The following is a 15843-nucleotide window of genomic DNA, read 5'->3' as shown; positions in this document are numbered from 1 at the left end:
GCAGGCGAAAGGTAGGCTAAGAACCATCGCAACCAGTACCGGCAGCCGGGCGGCGACGACGCAGAGCAGGGTTCCCCGGCGCGCATGGAGGCAAGATGAGCCATTTTCTCGACAGACTGAATTTCCTCGGCAAGGTGAAAAGCACCTTCTCCGACGGCCACGGCGCGGTGGTGAATGAAGACCGCGGCTGGGAAGACGCATACCGCCAGCGCTGGCAGCACGACAAGATCGTTCGCTCCACCCACGGCGTCAATTGCACCGGCTCCTGCAGCTGGAAGGTGTATGTGAAGAGCGGCCTGATCACCTGGGAAACCCAGCAGACCGACTATCCGCGCACCCGCCCCGATCTGCCCAACCACGAACCGCGCGGCTGTCCGCGCGGCGCGTCTTACAGTTGGTACGTGTATTCCGCCCAGCGCGTCAAATATCCGATGCTGCGCGGCGAACTGGCCCGGATGTGGCGCGACGCGCGCAAGAGCCTGAGTCCGGTCGAGGCCTGGGAAAAGATCAGCCAGACGCCTGCGCTCGCCAAGCAATACAAGTCCGCGCGCGGCCAGGGCGGTTTCGTCCGCGCCAGCTGGGACGAGGCCAACGAGATCGTCGCCGCCGCTAACGCCTTCACCATCAAGAAATTCGGTCCGGACCGCGTGGTCGGCTTTTCGCCGATCCCGGCGATGTCCATGGTGTCCTACGCCGCCGGCAGCCGCTACCTCAGTCTGATCGGTGGCGTGCCGCTGTCGTTCTACGACTGGTATTGCGACCTGCCGCCGGCCAGCCCGCAGACCTGGGGCGAGCAGACCGACGTGGCCGAGTCCGCCGACTGGTACAACTCCACTTACCTGATGGTGTGGGGTTCCAACGTGCCGATGACCCGCACCCCGGACGCCCACTTTTACACCGAGGTGCGCTACAAGGGCACCAAGACGGTGGCGGTGTCGTCCGACTTCGGCGAAATGGCCAAGTTCGGCGACATCTGGCTGGCGCCCAAGCAGGGCACCGACGCCGCGCTGGCGATGGCGATGGGGCACGTGATCTTCAAGGAATTCCATCTCGACCAGCCGTCCGCCTACTTCACTGACTACATCCGCCGCTACACCGACATGCCGATGCTGGTGACGCTCAAGCGCGACGGCGAGCGCTGGCTGCCGGACTACTTCCTGCGCGCCTCGCATCTTGACGGCCAATTGGGCGAAGACAACAACCCGGACTGGAAACCCCTGCTGATCGACGAGGCCAGCGGCGACATCGTCGCGCCCAATGGATCGATCGGCTTCCGCTGGGGCCAGGCCGAGGGCAAAACCGGCAAGTGGAATCTGGAGCAGAAGGCCGAGGGCGCGCGCGAGGTGTCGGGGCGCTTGTCGCTGATCGAGCATCGCGACGAGGTGGTCGGCGTCGGCTTCCCGTATTTCGGCTCCGAGCACGATGAATTGCTGACCCGCAATGTGCCGGCCAAGCGCGTCAAGCTGGCCGACGGCGGCGAGGCGCTGGTGGCCACGGTGTTCGACCTGATGGCCGCCAACTACGGCCTGGACCGCGGCCTGGGCGGTGGCAACGTCGCCATCGACTACATGGACGACGCGCCGTACACGCCGGCCTGGCAGCAGAAGCACACCGGCGTGAAGCCGGAGCTGGTGATCCAGGTGGCGCGCGAGTTCGCGAAGAACGCCGACCAGACCCAGGGCAAGTCCATGGTCATCGTCGGCGCGGCGCTGAACCACTGGTACCACATGGACATGACCTACCGCGGCATCATCAATATGCTGATGCTGTGTGGTTGCATCGGCCAGTCCGGCGGCGGCTGGTGCCACTACGTCGGCCAGGAAAAGCTGCGGCCGCAAACCGGCTGGGCGCCGCTGGCCTTCGCCGGCGACTGGAACCGCCCGGCGCGGCAGATGAACGGCACCAGCTTCTTCTACGCCCATACCAGCCAGTGGCGGCATGAAAAACTGGGCGTGGGCGAGATCCTGTGTCCGACCGCCGACGGCAAGATGGCCGACATGGCGCTGATCGATTACAACGCCAAGGCCGAACGGATGGGCTGGCTGCCGTCCGCGCCGCAGCTGTCCGCCAACCCGCTGGACATTACCCGCGCCGCCGCCGAGGCGGGGCTGGACCCGGTCGCCTATACCGTGGATGGTTTGAAATCGGGCCGGCTGGACATGGCCTGCAACGATCCGGACAACCCGCAGAATTTCCCGCGCAACATGTTCGTGTGGCGCTCCAACATTCTGGGCAGCTCCGGCAAGGGCCACGAGTACTTCCTCAAATACCTGCTGGGCACCCAAAACGCGGTGCTGGGCTCGGAAGACGAATGCATCAAGCCGAGCGAAATCACCGTGCGTCCGGCCGCCGAGGGCAAGCTGGACCTGATGGTGGTGCTGGACTTCCGCATGTCCACCACCTGCCTGTACGGCGACATCGTGCTGCCCACCGCCACCTGGTACGAGAAGGACGACCTCAACACCTCCGACATGCACCCCTTCATCCACCCGCTGTCCGAGGCCGTGCAGCCCTTGTGGCAGGCCAGGAGCGATTGGGAAATCTACAAGGGCTTCGCCAAGAGCCTGTCCGAGATCGGCAAGGATTATCTGGGCACGCAGAAGGACCTGGTGCTGACGCCGCTGATGCACGACAGCCCGCAGGAATTGGGCCAGCCTTTCGACCCCAAGGACTGGAAGAAAGGCGAGTGCGAGCCGGCGCCGGGCAAGACCATGCCGGCGATGACGGTGGTGGAGCGCGACTACGGCGCGATCTATGACAAGTTCACCACCATCGGCCCTTTGCTTGAGAAGGCAGGCAACGGCGGCAAGGGCATAGGCTGGAAGACGGCGCACGAGGTGGACATCCTGCGCGGCCTGAACCAGGTGGCGCAATCGGGCGCCGGCAAGGGCCAGCCCCGCCTGGAGACCGCCATCGACGCGGCGGAGATGATTCTGACGCTGGCGCCGGAGACCAACGGCCATGTGGCGGTGAAAGCCTGGGACGCGCTGTCCAAGATCACCGGCCGCGACCATACACACCTTGCCCGCCCGCGAGAGCATGACACCATCCGTTTCCGCGACGTGCAGGCGCAGCCGCGCAAGATCATTTCCTCGCCGACCTGGTCCGGCCTGGAAAGCGAGGAAGTCAGCTACAACGCGGGTTACACCAATGTCCACGAGCTGATTCCGTGGCGCACGCTGACTGGCCGCCAGCAGTTTTACCAGGACCACCAGTGGATGCGGGCCTTCGGCGAGGGATTGTGTGTGTATAAGCCGGCGGTCGATTTGAAGACCACGCAGGCGGTGCTGGGCAAGCATGGCAACGGCAATCATGAGCTAGTGCTGAACTTCATCACCCCGCACCAGAAATGGGGCATACACAGCACTTATTCCGACAATCTGCGCATGCTGACGCTCAGCCGCGGCGGGCCCCACGTCTGGCTGTCCGAGATCGACGCCGCCAAGGCCGGCATCGCCGACAACGACTGGATCGAGGTGTTCAACGTCAACGGTACGCTGACCGCCCGCGCGGTGGTGTCGCAGCGGGTGCCGGAAGGCATGACGATGATGTACCACGCCCAGGAGAAGATCGTGAATGTGCCGGGCGCCGAAGTATCCGGCAAGCGCGGCGGCATCCACAACTCGGTGACCCGGACCGTGACCAAGCCCACCCACATGATAGGCGGCTACGCCCAGCTGTCCTGGGGCTTCAATTACTACGGCACGGTGGGCGCCAACCGCGACGAGTTCGTGGTGGTGCGCAAGATGGACAAAGTCGACTGGATGGACGTTCCGGCGGGAGAGAAGCAATGAAGATACGCGCGCAAATCGGCATGGTGCTGAATCTGGACAAGTGCATCGGTTGCCATACTTGTTCGGTCACCTGCAAGAACGTGTGGACCAGCCGCGACGGCATCGAGTACGCCTGGTTCAACAATGTGGAAACCAAGCCCGGCATCGGCTACCCCAAGGACTGGGAAAACCAGGACAAGTGGCAGGGCGGCTGGAAGCGGCGCAGCGACGGCAAGCTGGAACCGCGCCAGGGCGGCAAGCTGAGGATTCTGGCCAATATTTTCGCCAACCCCAATCTGCCGGCCATCGACGACTACTACGAGCCGTTCACCTACGACTACGAGCATTTGCAGAACGCGCCGCGGATGCAGACGCCGCCGACCGCGCGGCCGGTGTCGGTGCTGACCGGCAAGAAGATGGACAAGATCGAATGGGGCCCGAACTGGGAGGACGATCTGGGCGGCGAATTCTCCAAGCGCGCCAAGGACGCCTTGTTCGAAGGCATCCAGAAGGAGATGTACTCGGCCTTCGAAAACACCTTCATGATGTATCTGCCGCGGCTGTGCGAACACTGCCTGAACCCGGCCTGCGTCGCCTCCTGCCCGTCCGGCTCCATCTACAAGCGCGAAGACGACGGCATCGTGCTGATCGATCAGGACAAGTGCCGCGGCTGGCGGATGTGCGTGTCTGGCTGTCCGTACAAGAAGATTTATTACAACTGGACGTCCGGCAAGGCCGAGAAGTGCATCTTCTGCTACCCGCGCATCGAGTCCGGCCAGCCTACCGTGTGCTCGGAAACCTGCGTCGGCCGCATCCGCTACCTGGGCGTGCTGCTGTACGACGCCGACAAGATCGAGCAGGCGGCGGCGGTGGAAGATCCGCAGGATCTGTATCAGTCGCAGCTGGACCTGTTCCTGGACCCGAATGATCCGGCCATCGCGGCCGAGGCGCTGAAGCAGGGCATCCCGCAAAGCTGGCTGGACGCCGCCCGCCGCTCGCCGGTGTACAAGATGGCGATGGAATGGAAGGTGGCCTTCCCGCTGCACCCGGAATACCGGACGCTGCCTATGGTGTGGTACATCCCGCCGCTGTCGCCGATCCAGAGCGCGATGGAGAACGGCCTGATAGGCGAGGGCGGCATCATTCCGGACGTGCAGAGCCTGCGGATACCGATCAAGTACCTGGCCAACCTGCTGACGGCGGGCAAGGAAGAGCCGGTGGTCAAGGCGCTGGAAACCATGGTGGCGATGCGCCGCTACATGCGCAAGAAGAGCGTGGAGAAGGTCAGCGACGCGTCGACCTTGGCCGGCACCCACCTGACCGCAAGCCAGGTGGAAGAGATGTACCAGGTGATGGCCATCGCCAATTACGAAGACCGCTTCGTGATTCCGTCCAGCCACAAGGAAATGGTGGAGGAGGCGTTCGAGGACAAGGCCAGCTGCGGCTTCAGCTTCGGCAACGGCTGCTCCGGCGGCAAATCCGAGGCCAGCCTGTTCGGCAAGAAGAAGGCCACGCCCATCGTGTTCCACGACATGCGGCGCGACCGCAAGTCCAACGCCGGCAACTGAGGGAGACCATCATGCGCATCCACGCCATTCTATCCGCGCTGTTGTGCTACCCGGAGGCCGAGCTGGTCGCCGCGGTGGACGAGATCCGCGCCGAGGCGGCCGAGCACCTGCAAACCGCCAGCCTGCTGGAGCCGTTGCTGCAGGCGCTGGAGAACGAGGACCTGATCGAGCTGCAGCAGCGTTACGTGCTCACCTTCGACCGCAATCCGTCGCACTCGCTGCACTTATTCGAGCATATCCACGGCGAGGACCGCGCCCGCGGCCAGGCCATGGTGGACCTGCTGGAGGAATACCGCAGGCACGGCTTCGAGCTGGCCTGCAGCGAGCTGCCGGACTACCTGCCGCTGTTCCTGGAGTTTTTGGGGCAGTGCGACAGGGCCGAGTCCGAGCGGCTGCTGAGCGACGCGGTGCATGTGATCGGCCACGTCGCCGGCAGGCTGAACGAGGCGGAGTCGGCATACGCCGGCCTGTTCGACGCGCTGCTGACGCTGTCGCCGGTCAAGCCGGAGCCGCTTCAGGCGCCGCCTATCCGCGACATGGACGAAATGCTGGAAACCTTCGGCCCAGGCGCGGACGGCGTGGAGCCGCTGCTGCGCCCGGCGCCGCCGGCGATCGCCCCGGTCAATTTCTATCCACGCGGCGCAAGCGCCTGAAACCTTGCCCCCTCTTCGCTGAATGGGAGAGGGGCGGCGGGCGGCGCTGACGCCTCGCCATCGGGAGACAAACATGGACTATCTGCATAGATTCGTATTCGGCATCTATCCCTACATCGCGCTGGCCATTTTCCTGCTGGGCAGCCTGATCCGCTTCGAGCGCGAGCAGTACAGCTGGAAGAGCGAGTCATCGCAGCTGCTGTACCGCGGCCAGCTGCGCCTGGGCAATATTCTGTTCCACCTGGGCATCATCGGCCTGTTCTTCGGCCATCTGGCCGGCCTGTTGACGCCGCTGGCGGTGTGGGAGGCGCTGGGTGTGACGCACAGCTTCAAGCAGGTGTTCGCGATGAGCGCCGGCGGCCTGATGGGCGGCCTGTGCCTGATCGGCATCGTGCTGCTGCTGCACCGCCGCTTCCTATGCGACCGTCTGGCGGCCAACACCACCTGGCGCGACAAGCTGGTGCTGCTGTGGATACTGGCCACGCTGTTGCTGGGCCTGTCCACCATCTTCGTGTCGGCCCAACATCTGGACGGTCACGAAATGGTGCTGTTGATGAGCTGGGCGCAGCACATCGTCACTTTCCGCGGCGACGCGGCGGATTTCATCGTCTCGGCCTCGTCGGTGTTCAAGCTGCACCTGTTCATGGGCATGAGCCTGTTCGTGATCTTCCCCTTCACCCGGCTGGTGCACGTGTGGAGCGGCTTTGGCGCCGTGACCTACCTGGGACGCGCCTGGCAGCTGGTGCGCCCGCGGGGCTGAACCGCGGGGCTGAACGCTTGGGCATGAAAAACGCCGCGCATCCGGAGAAGGGCGCGGCGTTTTGTTTGGGGGGCGAGGGTGTAGCGCGGCTTGGCCTATTAGGCTATACCTAGGGTCATTTGGCACACGGTTGTATCTGGCTAAGTCCAGAGCCTTGGGTCGGGCTGAATAGAATGCAGCTCAACATTTGCCGAGCATGAATAGACATTACCTAACCCATAGGCATCATCAAATGTTTCGCGGTAAATATCAGGCTTCGCAAACTTAGCCGAACTTACGGTCCTACTTCACCTCGCTTCGCAGTTCAGCACATGCTTTCTCCAGGTAAGGTTCGGTAGAGTTGGGATCTATGAGACGCATCAGCTCGACAAGGTGAACAAGAAGCCTTTTGAGTCTCGTTTGGCGGAAGTCCTTACCGTTCGTTTGTAGTTCGAGAAAGAAGTTAAGAACGACCGGCGACCACCGTTGAACAGCGTTCGGGGTTGTTGTCTCCAACTGCTCACAGTACCGTCCATAGCCTATGACAGTGCGAGTAGCACCTCGTGTTTCAATCAGAGATTCACCGATGGCGCGAAGCTCCTCTCGAAAAATAAGCTTGTCCTTCCACTTGTCCCAATCGTTAGCGTTATTCAGTTGACCATCGGCCAGATCGCTGCGAATGCGACCCACGGCTCGCTCGAGCTCTGTCGCATGCGCGTTATTCCCCGAATGTAGGAAGGTTAATTCTTGACGATAGAGCTCCACCCAAGCCATGAACGCGCTCAGTCGGTAGGCCGTGCTGACCAGTTTGTAGCGTTTGAAATAAGGGTCATCGATATTGTTCGCCACTTGCGTCTCTGGGCGTGATGCGAGAACTCTTTCATTGAGATAGACGGTTGGAAAGTGGTCAATGACTTCGGCTGTTCGTGAGGCAAGCTCGCGCGCTGACAAGAGCAGAGGGTCTCGGAACTTCTGGTAAAGCTGCTCTAACGTTTGACGCTGCCTCCACCGCTCGAAGGAGCGGGTGAAGCAGTAGTCCTTGAGAACTACGCCAAATAGGGAACCAAGCGTCGAGACGATGGCACCCAAAATCGTAAAGCCCAACCATGTTTTCAGATCGAGACCGAGTAGCATGTATGACATGTCCCTTGGATCTAACGTGTGAGTTAAGCAGTACCGCTCTGCGGCGTCGGCCTGAATGAATTGTTAGAGGGTGTTGCCGGCATATGCCTCATACACTCTGGCGTGACTCTGGCCGCAAGCCTTGAGGATGGTGAGCGCATGCTGTATGAGATGCTCGCTGCGTTGTGGTTCAAACCAACGACCGTTGAATTTTCCGCCATGGAACAAGTTGTTTCTGACACGACAGATCAACAGCAAGATCAGTTCCGCCCTACTTTGATGGTTTGGTAGTGCCTCATCCCAGTCTAGCGCGCCATCCCTAATGATCTGCTTCTTAGGTGGATACTCTATGAAGTAAGTTGACCTCCTCCCGGCTAACCGAGCGGTCTAGTCTAGAGATTTCCGGCTTCTGACCTCCTCCCGGCTAACCGAGCGGTCTAGTCTAGAGATTTCCGGCTTCAAGGTGAGCAAGTCTGAACTCGCTCGGGGTCTGGTCGCCCAGCGAACTGTGCGGCCTGAATTCATTGTAATCCTGCCGCCAACGCTCGATCTTTTCACGTGCGTCATCCAGCGATAAAAACCAATGCACATTCAGGCACTCATCCCGCAGACTGCCGTTAAATGACTCGATAAAGGCATTATCCGTGGGTTTCCCTGGTCGTGAGAAGTCCAGCGTGACGCCTTGCTCATAGGCCCACTGGTCCAGCGCCAGGGAAATAAACTCGCTGCCGTTGTCGACCTGAATTCGTTGCGGTGTCCCGCGCAAGGCTTGCACATGCTGCATCGTAGCAACCACGTCTGCGGCTTTCAGCGCGAAATCCACCGTGATCGCCAAGCTCTCCCGACTAAAATTATCCACCACAGTTAAGGCCCGGATTTTCTGGCCGTTGAACAACTGATCGGCGACGAAATCCATGCTCCAGCAGGCATTCAAACTGGAGACCGCCGGCCGAGCTTGCCGGTGCGCGGCCGCCACTCGCCGCTTGGGCCGTTTGCGCCGGAGGTTCAAACCCTCCTCGCAGTAGATCCGGTAGGTCTTCTTGTGATTGATCTGCCAGCCCTCACGCCGCAGCAGGACGTGGATGCGGCGCGCGCCATAACGAATACGCGTGGCGGCGATCTCGTGGATTCGCTGCCGCTCCGCACGATCGTCTCGAGGGTGAGGGCGATAAAAATAGGTAGCTTGCCGCAGTTGAATGACCGCGGTGGCGCGACGGATGCTGACGCGGTAGGCGTCGATCAGGAAGTTCGCCAGCTCGCGTTTGCGAGCCGGCCTCACAGCTTTTTTTGGATGACTTCCTGCAGCATCTGCTTGTCCAGGCTCAGGTCGGCGACCATGCGCTTGAGGCGGGCGTTCTCTTCTTCCAGTTGTTTCAGGCGGCGCAATTCGCTGACGCCCAGGCCGCCGTATTTCTTCTTCCAGTTGTAGAAGGTGGCTTCGGAGACGCCCATCTTGCGGCAGACCTCGGCGACGGTGGTGCCGGATTCCGCCTGGCGCAAGGCGAAGGCAATCTGTTCTTCGGTGAACTTCGATTTTTTCATGACAAATCTCCTGCCCGGATGGGCTTAAATTTGCCAGAAATCTCTACTTTTCGCCGCTACGTTTTTGCGGGAGGAGGTCAAAGTGATAGCGTCAGAAAGAACTAATTCCTGTGGATTCTCAATTACATTTGCGACCTCAACGGCATATTTGGCCCAGCTAGCTTTGGCTGTATGTGAATTTTCACGGAGTCCGACTGCTTTGAGACAATACTCATAGCGCGCGAACTCTCGGAAGAACTCATAGGAGAGGGTTTCTAATTTTGTTGCTGCCATTTGGTTGAAGCTCCTTCTAATGTCTGAATGAAGCTGCGCAGCTATGCGGTGTCGGCTTAAATGAAATGTTAGAACTAACTCTCTGGCATGAATGCGTCGGCGCGGTCCAGGAAAATTGATTACCGTGGCTGCCAGAAAACTACCTCCAGTTGAGGAAGTTTATCTGAAAATTTATCATTGACATGGTTTGTAGGTGACGACAATTTTGTGTGTTTTTTCTTTTGCCGATATTTCGTGATGAATACGTTCAACAACAGCTTCTACATTTCCGTCAAGGAAAAGTGTTTCTCCGATAGAGGGTAGGCATTGGAGAGTGATGGATTGGAGGAGAGAGTCAGATCCATGAAAACGAAGAGTACAAGTAATCGACATAAGTGCCCCTTTCAGGAGGTCGTACATGAAAGCGCTAACTTGTAATTATCCACCCGGAATGTCGAGTGAAAACCACAAGATCATGGTGCATAAAAATATGCTTTTAGAATTTTAGCATTAAAATCAACGCCATGCTGATCGGGTCACTTCTGAGGAGGCCTACAGTTGGAAGAAGTACACCACTTGCTGGACAGGGGGCATTCCACGTTGCACTCATAGACACATAAACAGGCAGCCGAGTAGCGCGGGCTGACTGGTCTGTCAGTCCACTCCTATGTTCTATTCGCCGTGAATACGTCGCGATTGGCTCATTGGGACGACGGCTGTGTTTGTTTCTCTTTCTTGCGGCCATGCATGCGTCATTGCCTGGCGTAGGGGTCGGACGCGCCAGGGTAGCGAGCAACCCATGTAAGGGGTGCTAAAACCTTGTCCAGCCCATGCTCGACGGCATAGACCGCCGCCTGCACCCGGCTGCTCAGGACAGTAGGTTGGGCTAAGCTTGCGAAGCCCAACGCTTGCAGTGGATCATTTGGCGATGACGATGGATTGGGCGGTGTCTATTTATTTTCGGTAAATGTTGGGCTTGATTTTATTCACTCCAACCTGCAGCCCTGAAGTGCAGGGTTAACCGGATGACGATCAGCAGCATTAATGAGTGCATCAAATAACTGGAGGTTGTAGCGATCGGTCCGCAAGTGAGGCTGCGCCGGGTCTGTCGCTTGATGCGCATTAAAAACCACGCTGCCGGGTGATAAGGTTTCTAGCATTTGGTACCAGTGCCGTAGTGGCTTGCAGAGGCGGACATTGGTTTCGAAGTTGCCGCGTCGTCGCGTTATATCGTTTGCCCTCTGCAGCCTGACTTCCTCTTCGGATCGTTCAAGAAATAAAACCCGGTCGGCAAAGCCAAGCCGCTTCTGGACGATAAGCTCGCGGCTGCTCTCGACAGTCGCCATCCATGCTTCGCGTGAGCCTTCACCGATCTGCCACAAGCACCATGAATAGTGGATTTTCAACGGGTCGGTGTCAAAGCATACGATTTTGTGCCCCTGTTCTAGAGCCAAACCGAGCTGCCAACGCTCACTGTGACGCTCACTCCAGTACTGGCCCGCAGCAGTGACGCTGCTGTCCTCGGGGGGATTTCCGCTGATTTCATCGACGACCATGGGCCCATATCTTGATGCCCAGGTGGTTTTTCCGACGGCACTGATTCCTTCGACAACGATAAGCATAAAATTTCCGGCTAACTTGTAATTTAGCCGCCCAAAACGTCGAGTGAAAATCGGAAAATCTTGGCGCATAAAAAATATGCCGTCAAGATTGCTTTGTTGGGATCCGAATGATGACGGCCGGGCGTTTTTTGTGGGGCCTAAGGTTGGCGGAAACACGCCACTTGCCAGGCATGGCCATTCAACGCCGAACTCATGGACAGCGGGTAGCCAAGCAACGCGGCTTGGTGGGGCAGGCCATACCCGCAACTAGTTGTCGGGCTTACGTTGCGGCTTGTTGTTGCATTGTTCGCGGGCATGGCCCTTGGCCAGCTCTGCTGCGGTCGGCGCATGCGCCGGCATGGGAATGGGACGCGCCAGGGTAGCGAGCAACCCTGGCGAGGCGCGCTCAGACCTTATCCAGCCCATGCTCGACGGCATAAACCGCCGCTTGCACCCGGCTGCTCAGCGACAGCTTGCGCAGGATGTTCTGCACATGGACCTTGACCGTGCTCTCGGCCAGATCCAGCGCGCGGGCGATTTCCTTGTTGCTGGAGCCGCGGGCCAGCCAGCTCAGGGTTTCCCGCTCGCGCGGGGTCAGCGCGTCGGCCTCGCTGGCCTTGGCCGCCGGCTGGCGCAGGCGGGCCAGCAGCTTGGCGGTCATTTCCGGCGACAGCACGCTGTCGCCGTCCACCGCGCGGCGAATGCTGTCCAGCAGGAAATCGGCATTGATGTTTTTCAGCAGGTAGCCGCGGGCGCCGCCGCGCATGCATTCGGCCAGATCGTCGCCGTCCTCGGACACGGTCAGCATCAGCACCGCGGCGTCGGGACAGCCGCTCAGGATTTGCGCCAGCGCTTCGCGGCCGTTCATCACCGGCATGTCCAGGTCCAGCAGCACCACGTCGGGCCGCAGCAGCTCGGCCTGCTTGACGCCGTCCAGCCCGTCGGCGGCTTCGCCGACCACCAGAAAGTCGTCCTGGCGCTGCAGCAGCGCCTTCAGGCCGCTGCGGAACAGCGTGTGGTCGTCGATCAGTAAAATGCGTATGGCTTGTGTCATGCGCTGGTGCGCTCCTCTTTGGGCAGGGTCAGCTCCACCGTGGTGCCTTGTTTCGGCGCGGAGCTGATCTGAATCTGGCTGTGTATGCGGTTGGCCCGCTCTTGCATGATGGACACGCCGACGTGGCGCGCGGATTTCGCCGCCAGCTGGCCGGAATCGAAGCCGCGGCCGTTGTCGCGGATGCGCATGCTGAAGCTGGCGGTGTTGTCGATTTCCACTTCCACCTCGCTGGCCTCGGCGTGCTTGCGGATATTGGACAGCGCTTCCTGCAGGATGAAGAACACCTGCAGCTGCTGTTGCGGGTCCAGCGGCTTGCCTTCGCCGCGCATTTCCAGCGCCACCGGCACCCGGGTCTGCTGCTCGAAGCGCTGCAGCAGGGTGCGCACCGCTTCCGGGAATTCCTGGCGGCTGATGCGGGTGCGGAAGTTGAGCAGTAGTTCCCTGACGTCTTCGTAGCACTCCTGCACGCCGGCGCGGATGAACGCCAGGTTCTCGCGGGCCAGTTCCTCCTCGCGCGAATTCATCGCATCCTCCAGCATCTGCGTCTGCAGATTGAGGAAGGACAGCGACTGGGCGATGCTGTCGTGCAGGCCCTGGGCCATCAGGTTGCGCTCCTCGGAAACGGCGAACTGGCGCTCGCGCGCGCTCAGGCGCTGGTTTTCTATGGCGACGCCCAGATGCTGGCCCAGGGTTTCGATCAGCATTTGTTCCGGCATAGACAAAACGCGCTTCTGGCGGAAGTACAGCGTGAAAATGCCGACATCCTCGCGCTGGCTGCGGATGTGGAACACGGCGATGGAGGCGAAGCCGGCCCTGCCGCAGTGGCGGATGTCCTCGCCTTCCAGCTCGCCGATATGGCGCAGCACGGCGAACGGTTGCTGCGCGGCCTCGCCGCAGTGGCAGGCGTCGTCGGGGATGCATTCCTCGACCAGCACCATGTCCTCGGGCAGCCCCTGCTGGGCGATCTGATCCAGCTTGCCGCGCTCCGGGTCCACCAGCCTGGCGTTGGCCGCGTCGGCGCCGGTCAGCTGCATCAGCCGGCCGATGAAGCCGTGGCAGGTTTCGTCCAGCGCGCGCTGCTGGTGTAGGAAGGATGTCATGTCGTACAGCGTTTTCAGCCGCAAGTTTTGCTCTTCCACCTCGCGGGTTTTCTGCTGGACCTTGCTTTCCAGGTTCTGGTACAGGTCTTGCGCCCGCTCGGCCATCTGGTTGAAGCCTTCGGCCAGCATGCCGAATTCGTCCTGCCGGTCTACCTTGACCCGCGTGTCCAGTTCGCCCTCGCGCAGGCGGCGCATCGCGTCGCTGAGCGCGCGGACCGGGTTGATCACCATCAGGAACAGCATATAGGCCATGGTCACCGCGCCGGCCAGCGCCATCGCGATCAGCACCATCTGGAACATGCGCAGCAGATTGGTGTGGTTTTCGTTGTCGCGCTCCAGCAGGCTGACCAGGCTGTCTATCTCGGCGACGAAGGCGTGCAGCTGCTGGGTGGTGGGCTGGCTGCCGGCGGCCAGCAGCCGCGGGCGGATGTCGCTGCGCCAGCGTTGCTCCAGGCGTTGTTCCTGGGTGCGGATGTCGCGGTTGTCGGGCAGGAACAGCGGCCGGGCCGGATCGCCGTGCTTCAGCCGGGCCAGCGTCTGGTCGAAGCCGTCTATCTCGTCGCGCAGCAGGCGGTCGGGGGCCTGGGTGGACAGCAGGTAGGCGGCGCGGAAAGTGCGCATGCGCAGGCTGCCCACGTCGTTGATCGCGGCGGCGCCGCCTTCCAGCCGCCAGGATAGGGCCAGCGTGTAGCCTATCGAGACCAGCGCGATGGAGAGCGCCAGCAGCGACAGCACCAGCAATTTGCTGGCCAAGGTCTGGAAGCGGGGGGGCGCGAGGCGGATGTCGGGCATGGGCGTGATTCTGCTTTTGGCGGATGGCGAACTGCAGCGGCGGGCTGCACAATAGGCAGTCGCGGTTATGGTTTAAATATTGATTGTTTTAACATAGCTTTTATCGGTGTTCGAGACAATCCGCCAAAAGGAGAATGCATGCAAGCGGTACTGGGCATATGCGGCTATTCGGGCAGCGGCAAGACCACTTTGCTGGAGGCCTTGCTGCCTTTGTTGACGCGGCGCGGGCTGAGGGTGTCGGTGATCAAGCACAGCCACCACGACGTGCAGCTGGATTCGCCCGGCAAGGACAGTTTTCGCCATCGCCAGGCCGGCGCCTGCGAGGTGATGATCGTGTCGCCGTACCGGGTGGGCGTGTTCGCCGAGACCGCGCGCGAGCTGACGCTGGAGGAGCAGCTGGCGCGTCTGTCGCCGTGCGATCTGGTGCTGTTGGAGGGGCAGAAGAGTCTGGCGGTGCCCAAGCTGGAGGTGTACCGGCCGGCGCTCGGCAAGCCGGCGCGCTATCTGGATGACCGGGATGTGATCGCGGTGGCCAGCGACGCGCCGCTGTCGGCCGCCATTTCGGTGCTGGATCTGAACGACGCGGACGGGGTGGCGCATTTCATTGCCGCCTGGCTGGCGGATAGGCGGTGATTCAGCCGCCGGTCTGCGACATGAAGCGCATCACCTTGGCCGGCGCTTCGCGGAAGTCGTGCTTTTCCGGCTTCAGCTCGATGGCGGCGCGGATGGCGGCTTCCAGCTCGGCGTCGCTGCAGCCGGCCCGCAGCAGCGGCCGCAACTCGAAGCGCTGCTCCTGGCCCAGACATAGATAGAGCGTGCCGTCGACAGACATCCGCAAGCGGTTGCAGCTGGCGCAGAAGTGCTGGCTGATCGGCGTGATCAGGCCCAATGTGAAGCGGCCGTCGCTCGATCCCCAATAGCGGGCGGGACCGCCGCCCAGGCTGACGCTGAGCTCGGACAGGCTGAAGCGGCGGCTCAGCCGCTCCAGTATCGGCGCCAGCTCGCTGCCGCGGGTGTCCCGGCCGCTGTCGCCCATCGGCATCGCCTCGATCAGGCGCAGGATGAAGCCGTGCTCGATGCAGAATTCCGCCATCGCTTCGATATCGCCGTCGTTGACGCCGGCGATCGGCACCATATTGATCTTGATTCTCTCGAAGCCCGCCGCCTTGGCGGCGGATAGGCCGGCCAGGGCCTTGGGCAGGCTGTCGCTGCCGGTCAGCTGCGCCACGCAGTCGCGGCGCAACGAATCCAGGCTGACATTGAGCCGGCTCACGCCGGCGCGGCGGAGGCCCTCGGCATGGCGTTCCAACTGGGTGGCGTTGGTGGACAGCGAGAGATCGGAGAGCCCGGGCAGGGCGGATAGCCTGCCGGCCAGCAAGGGCAGATCGCGGCGCAGCAGCGGCTCGCCGCCGGTCAGACGGATGCGGCGCGTGCCCAGGCGGACGAAGGCGGCGGCGACGCGTTCTATCTCGTCGAAACGGAGCCAGTGCGCGGGCTCTTCGAAGCCTTTGAAACCCTTGGGCAGGCAATAGCTGCAGCGCAGGTCGCAGCGGTCGGTGACGGAAAGCCGCAGATAATCGATGGCGCGGCCGAAGCGGTCGGACAACATGGTGCATCCTTAGGGGACTGCCGATATGGTGGAAATTG

The 15843-nt window shown here is 61.3% G+C and carries 12 protein-coding genes; 5 read left to right on the top strand and 7 right to left on the bottom strand.

All coding sequences use genetic code 11. The features are described from left to right. Nucleotides 1–95: 95 nt before the first annotated feature. The 4 genes from BKX93_RS03545 (at nucleotide 96) to narI (ending at nucleotide 6754) form a co-directional block, all read left to right on the top strand. Nucleotides 96–3794 carry a nitrate reductase subunit alpha gene (locus tag BKX93_RS03545; protein WP_070978753.1) on the top strand — a complete coding sequence of 1233 codons (3699 nt, stop codon included), beginning with the start codon at nucleotides 96–98 and terminating at the stop codon, nucleotides 3792–3794. After that, entirely contained in the window at nucleotides 3791–5341 is a 1551-nt protein-coding gene (gene narH, locus BKX93_RS03540) for a nitrate reductase subunit beta (protein WP_070978751.1), read from the top strand. Before BKX93_RS03545 ends, narH begins: the two co-directional genes overlap by 4 nt. 11 nt (nucleotides 5342–5352) lie before the next feature. Continuing rightward, nucleotides 5353–5994, top strand: coding sequence for a nitrate reductase molybdenum cofactor assembly chaperone (gene narJ / locus BKX93_RS03535; RefSeq protein ID WP_070978749.1), 642 nt, complete (start codon nucleotides 5353–5355; stop codon nucleotides 5992–5994). A 73-nt stretch (nucleotides 5995–6067) separates the two neighbouring features. Then, a complete protein-coding gene (narI, locus tag BKX93_RS03530) occupies nucleotides 6068–6754 on the top strand; it encodes a respiratory nitrate reductase subunit gamma (RefSeq protein ID WP_070978748.1) in 687 nt (228 codons plus the stop codon). Nucleotides 6755–7036: 282 nt separating this feature from the next. On the opposite strand, the gene BKX93_RS03525 is transcribed toward narI, so the two are convergent. The 6 genes from BKX93_RS03525 to BKX93_RS03495 form a co-directional block, all read right to left on the bottom strand. After that, nucleotides 7037–7867 (bottom strand): hypothetical protein, encoded by an 831-nt coding sequence (locus tag BKX93_RS03525; RefSeq protein ID WP_145929248.1) that lies wholly within the window; start codon nucleotides 7865–7867, stop codon nucleotides 7037–7039. Between the two features lie 430 nt (nucleotides 7868–8297). Then, nucleotides 8298–9397 (bottom strand): IS3 family transposase gene (locus BKX93_RS03515; protein WP_145929247.1). Its coding sequence is split into 2 segments (ribosomal slippage): nucleotides 8298–9136 and nucleotides 9136–9397, totalling 1101 coding nucleotides; the frame shifts between segments, so codons are not numbered across the junction. A 24-nt stretch (nucleotides 9398–9421) separates the two neighbouring features. After that, a complete protein-coding gene (locus BKX93_RS24465) occupies nucleotides 9422–9670 on the bottom strand; it encodes a hypothetical protein (RefSeq protein WP_145929246.1) in 249 nt (82 codons plus the stop codon). A 965-nt stretch (nucleotides 9671–10635) separates the two neighbouring features. Next, nucleotides 10636–11271 carry a hypothetical protein gene (locus BKX93_RS03505; RefSeq protein ID WP_070978742.1) on the bottom strand — a complete coding sequence of 212 codons (636 nt, stop codon included), beginning with the start codon at nucleotides 11269–11271 and terminating at the stop codon, nucleotides 10636–10638. Between the two features lie 385 nt (nucleotides 11272–11656). Then, nucleotides 11657–12304 (bottom strand): response regulator, encoded by a 648-nt coding sequence (locus BKX93_RS03500; protein WP_046156899.1) that lies wholly within the window; start codon nucleotides 12302–12304, stop codon nucleotides 11657–11659. Then, nucleotides 12301–14196, bottom strand: coding sequence for a type IV pili methyl-accepting chemotaxis transducer N-terminal domain-containing protein (locus tag BKX93_RS03495; protein WP_070978740.1), 1896 nt, complete (start codon nucleotides 14194–14196; stop codon nucleotides 12301–12303). Before BKX93_RS03495 ends, BKX93_RS03500 begins: the two co-directional genes overlap by 4 nt. Before the next feature lie 138 nt (nucleotides 14197–14334). On the opposite strand from BKX93_RS03495, the gene mobB reads away from it, so the two are divergent. Further along, nucleotides 14335–14829: a molybdopterin-guanine dinucleotide biosynthesis protein B gene (gene mobB / locus BKX93_RS03490; RefSeq protein WP_046168326.1), complete on the top strand. Its 495-nt coding sequence runs from the start codon at nucleotides 14335–14337 to the stop codon at nucleotides 14827–14829. Between the two features lies 1 nt (nucleotide 14830). Here the strand turns inward: mobB and moaA are convergent, their stop codons facing one another. Next, complete coding sequence (moaA, locus tag BKX93_RS03485) at nucleotides 14831–15805, bottom strand: GTP 3',8-cyclase MoaA (protein WP_046168327.1); 975 nt, start codon at nucleotides 15803–15805, stop codon at nucleotides 14831–14833. Between the last annotated feature and the right edge of the window lie 38 nt (nucleotides 15806–15843).

It is taken from the genome of Chromobacterium vaccinii (assembly GCF_001855275.1).
In the GTDB taxonomy this organism is placed as follows: domain Bacteria; phylum Pseudomonadota; class Gammaproteobacteria; order Burkholderiales; family Chromobacteriaceae; genus Chromobacterium; species Chromobacterium vaccinii.
The sequence above is the reverse complement of the archived record's forward strand: the minus strand, read 5'-3'. Positions and strand labels throughout refer to the sequence as shown.

Excerpts from the sequence above, each read along its gene's own strand:
- BKX93_RS03500 (WP_046156899.1), bottom strand. The coding sequence starts at position 12,304 with ATGACACAAGCCATACGCATTTTACTGATCGACGACCACACGCTGTTC.
- BKX93_RS24465 (WP_145929246.1), bottom strand. The coding sequence starts at position 9,670 with ATGGCAGCAACAAAATTAGAAACCCTCTCCTATGAGTTCTTCCGAGAG.
- mobB (WP_046168326.1), top strand. The coding sequence starts at position 14,335 with ATGCAAGCGGTACTGGGCATATGCGGCTATTCGGGCAGCGGCAAGACC.
- moaA (WP_046168327.1), bottom strand. The coding sequence starts at position 15,805 with ATGTTGTCCGACCGCTTCGGCCGCGCCATCGATTATCTGCGGCTTTCC.
- narH (WP_070978751.1), top strand. The coding sequence starts at position 3,791 with ATGAAGATACGCGCGCAAATCGGCATGGTGCTGAATCTGGACAAGTGC.
- BKX93_RS03495 (WP_070978740.1), bottom strand. The coding sequence starts at position 14,196 with ATGCCCGACATCCGCCTCGCGCCCCCCCGCTTCCAGACCTTGGCCAGC.
- BKX93_RS03545 (WP_070978753.1), top strand. The coding sequence starts at position 96 with ATGAGCCATTTTCTCGACAGACTGAATTTCCTCGGCAAGGTGAAAAGC.
- BKX93_RS03525 (WP_145929248.1), bottom strand. The coding sequence starts at position 7,867 with ATGCTACTCGGTCTCGATCTGAAAACATGGTTGGGCTTTACGATTTTG.
- narJ (WP_070978749.1), top strand. The coding sequence starts at position 5,353 with ATGCGCATCCACGCCATTCTATCCGCGCTGTTGTGCTACCCGGAGGCC.
- narI (WP_070978748.1), top strand. The coding sequence starts at position 6,068 with ATGGACTATCTGCATAGATTCGTATTCGGCATCTATCCCTACATCGCG.
- BKX93_RS03505 (WP_070978742.1), bottom strand. The coding sequence starts at position 11,271 with ATGCTTATCGTTGTCGAAGGAATCAGTGCCGTCGGAAAAACCACCTGG.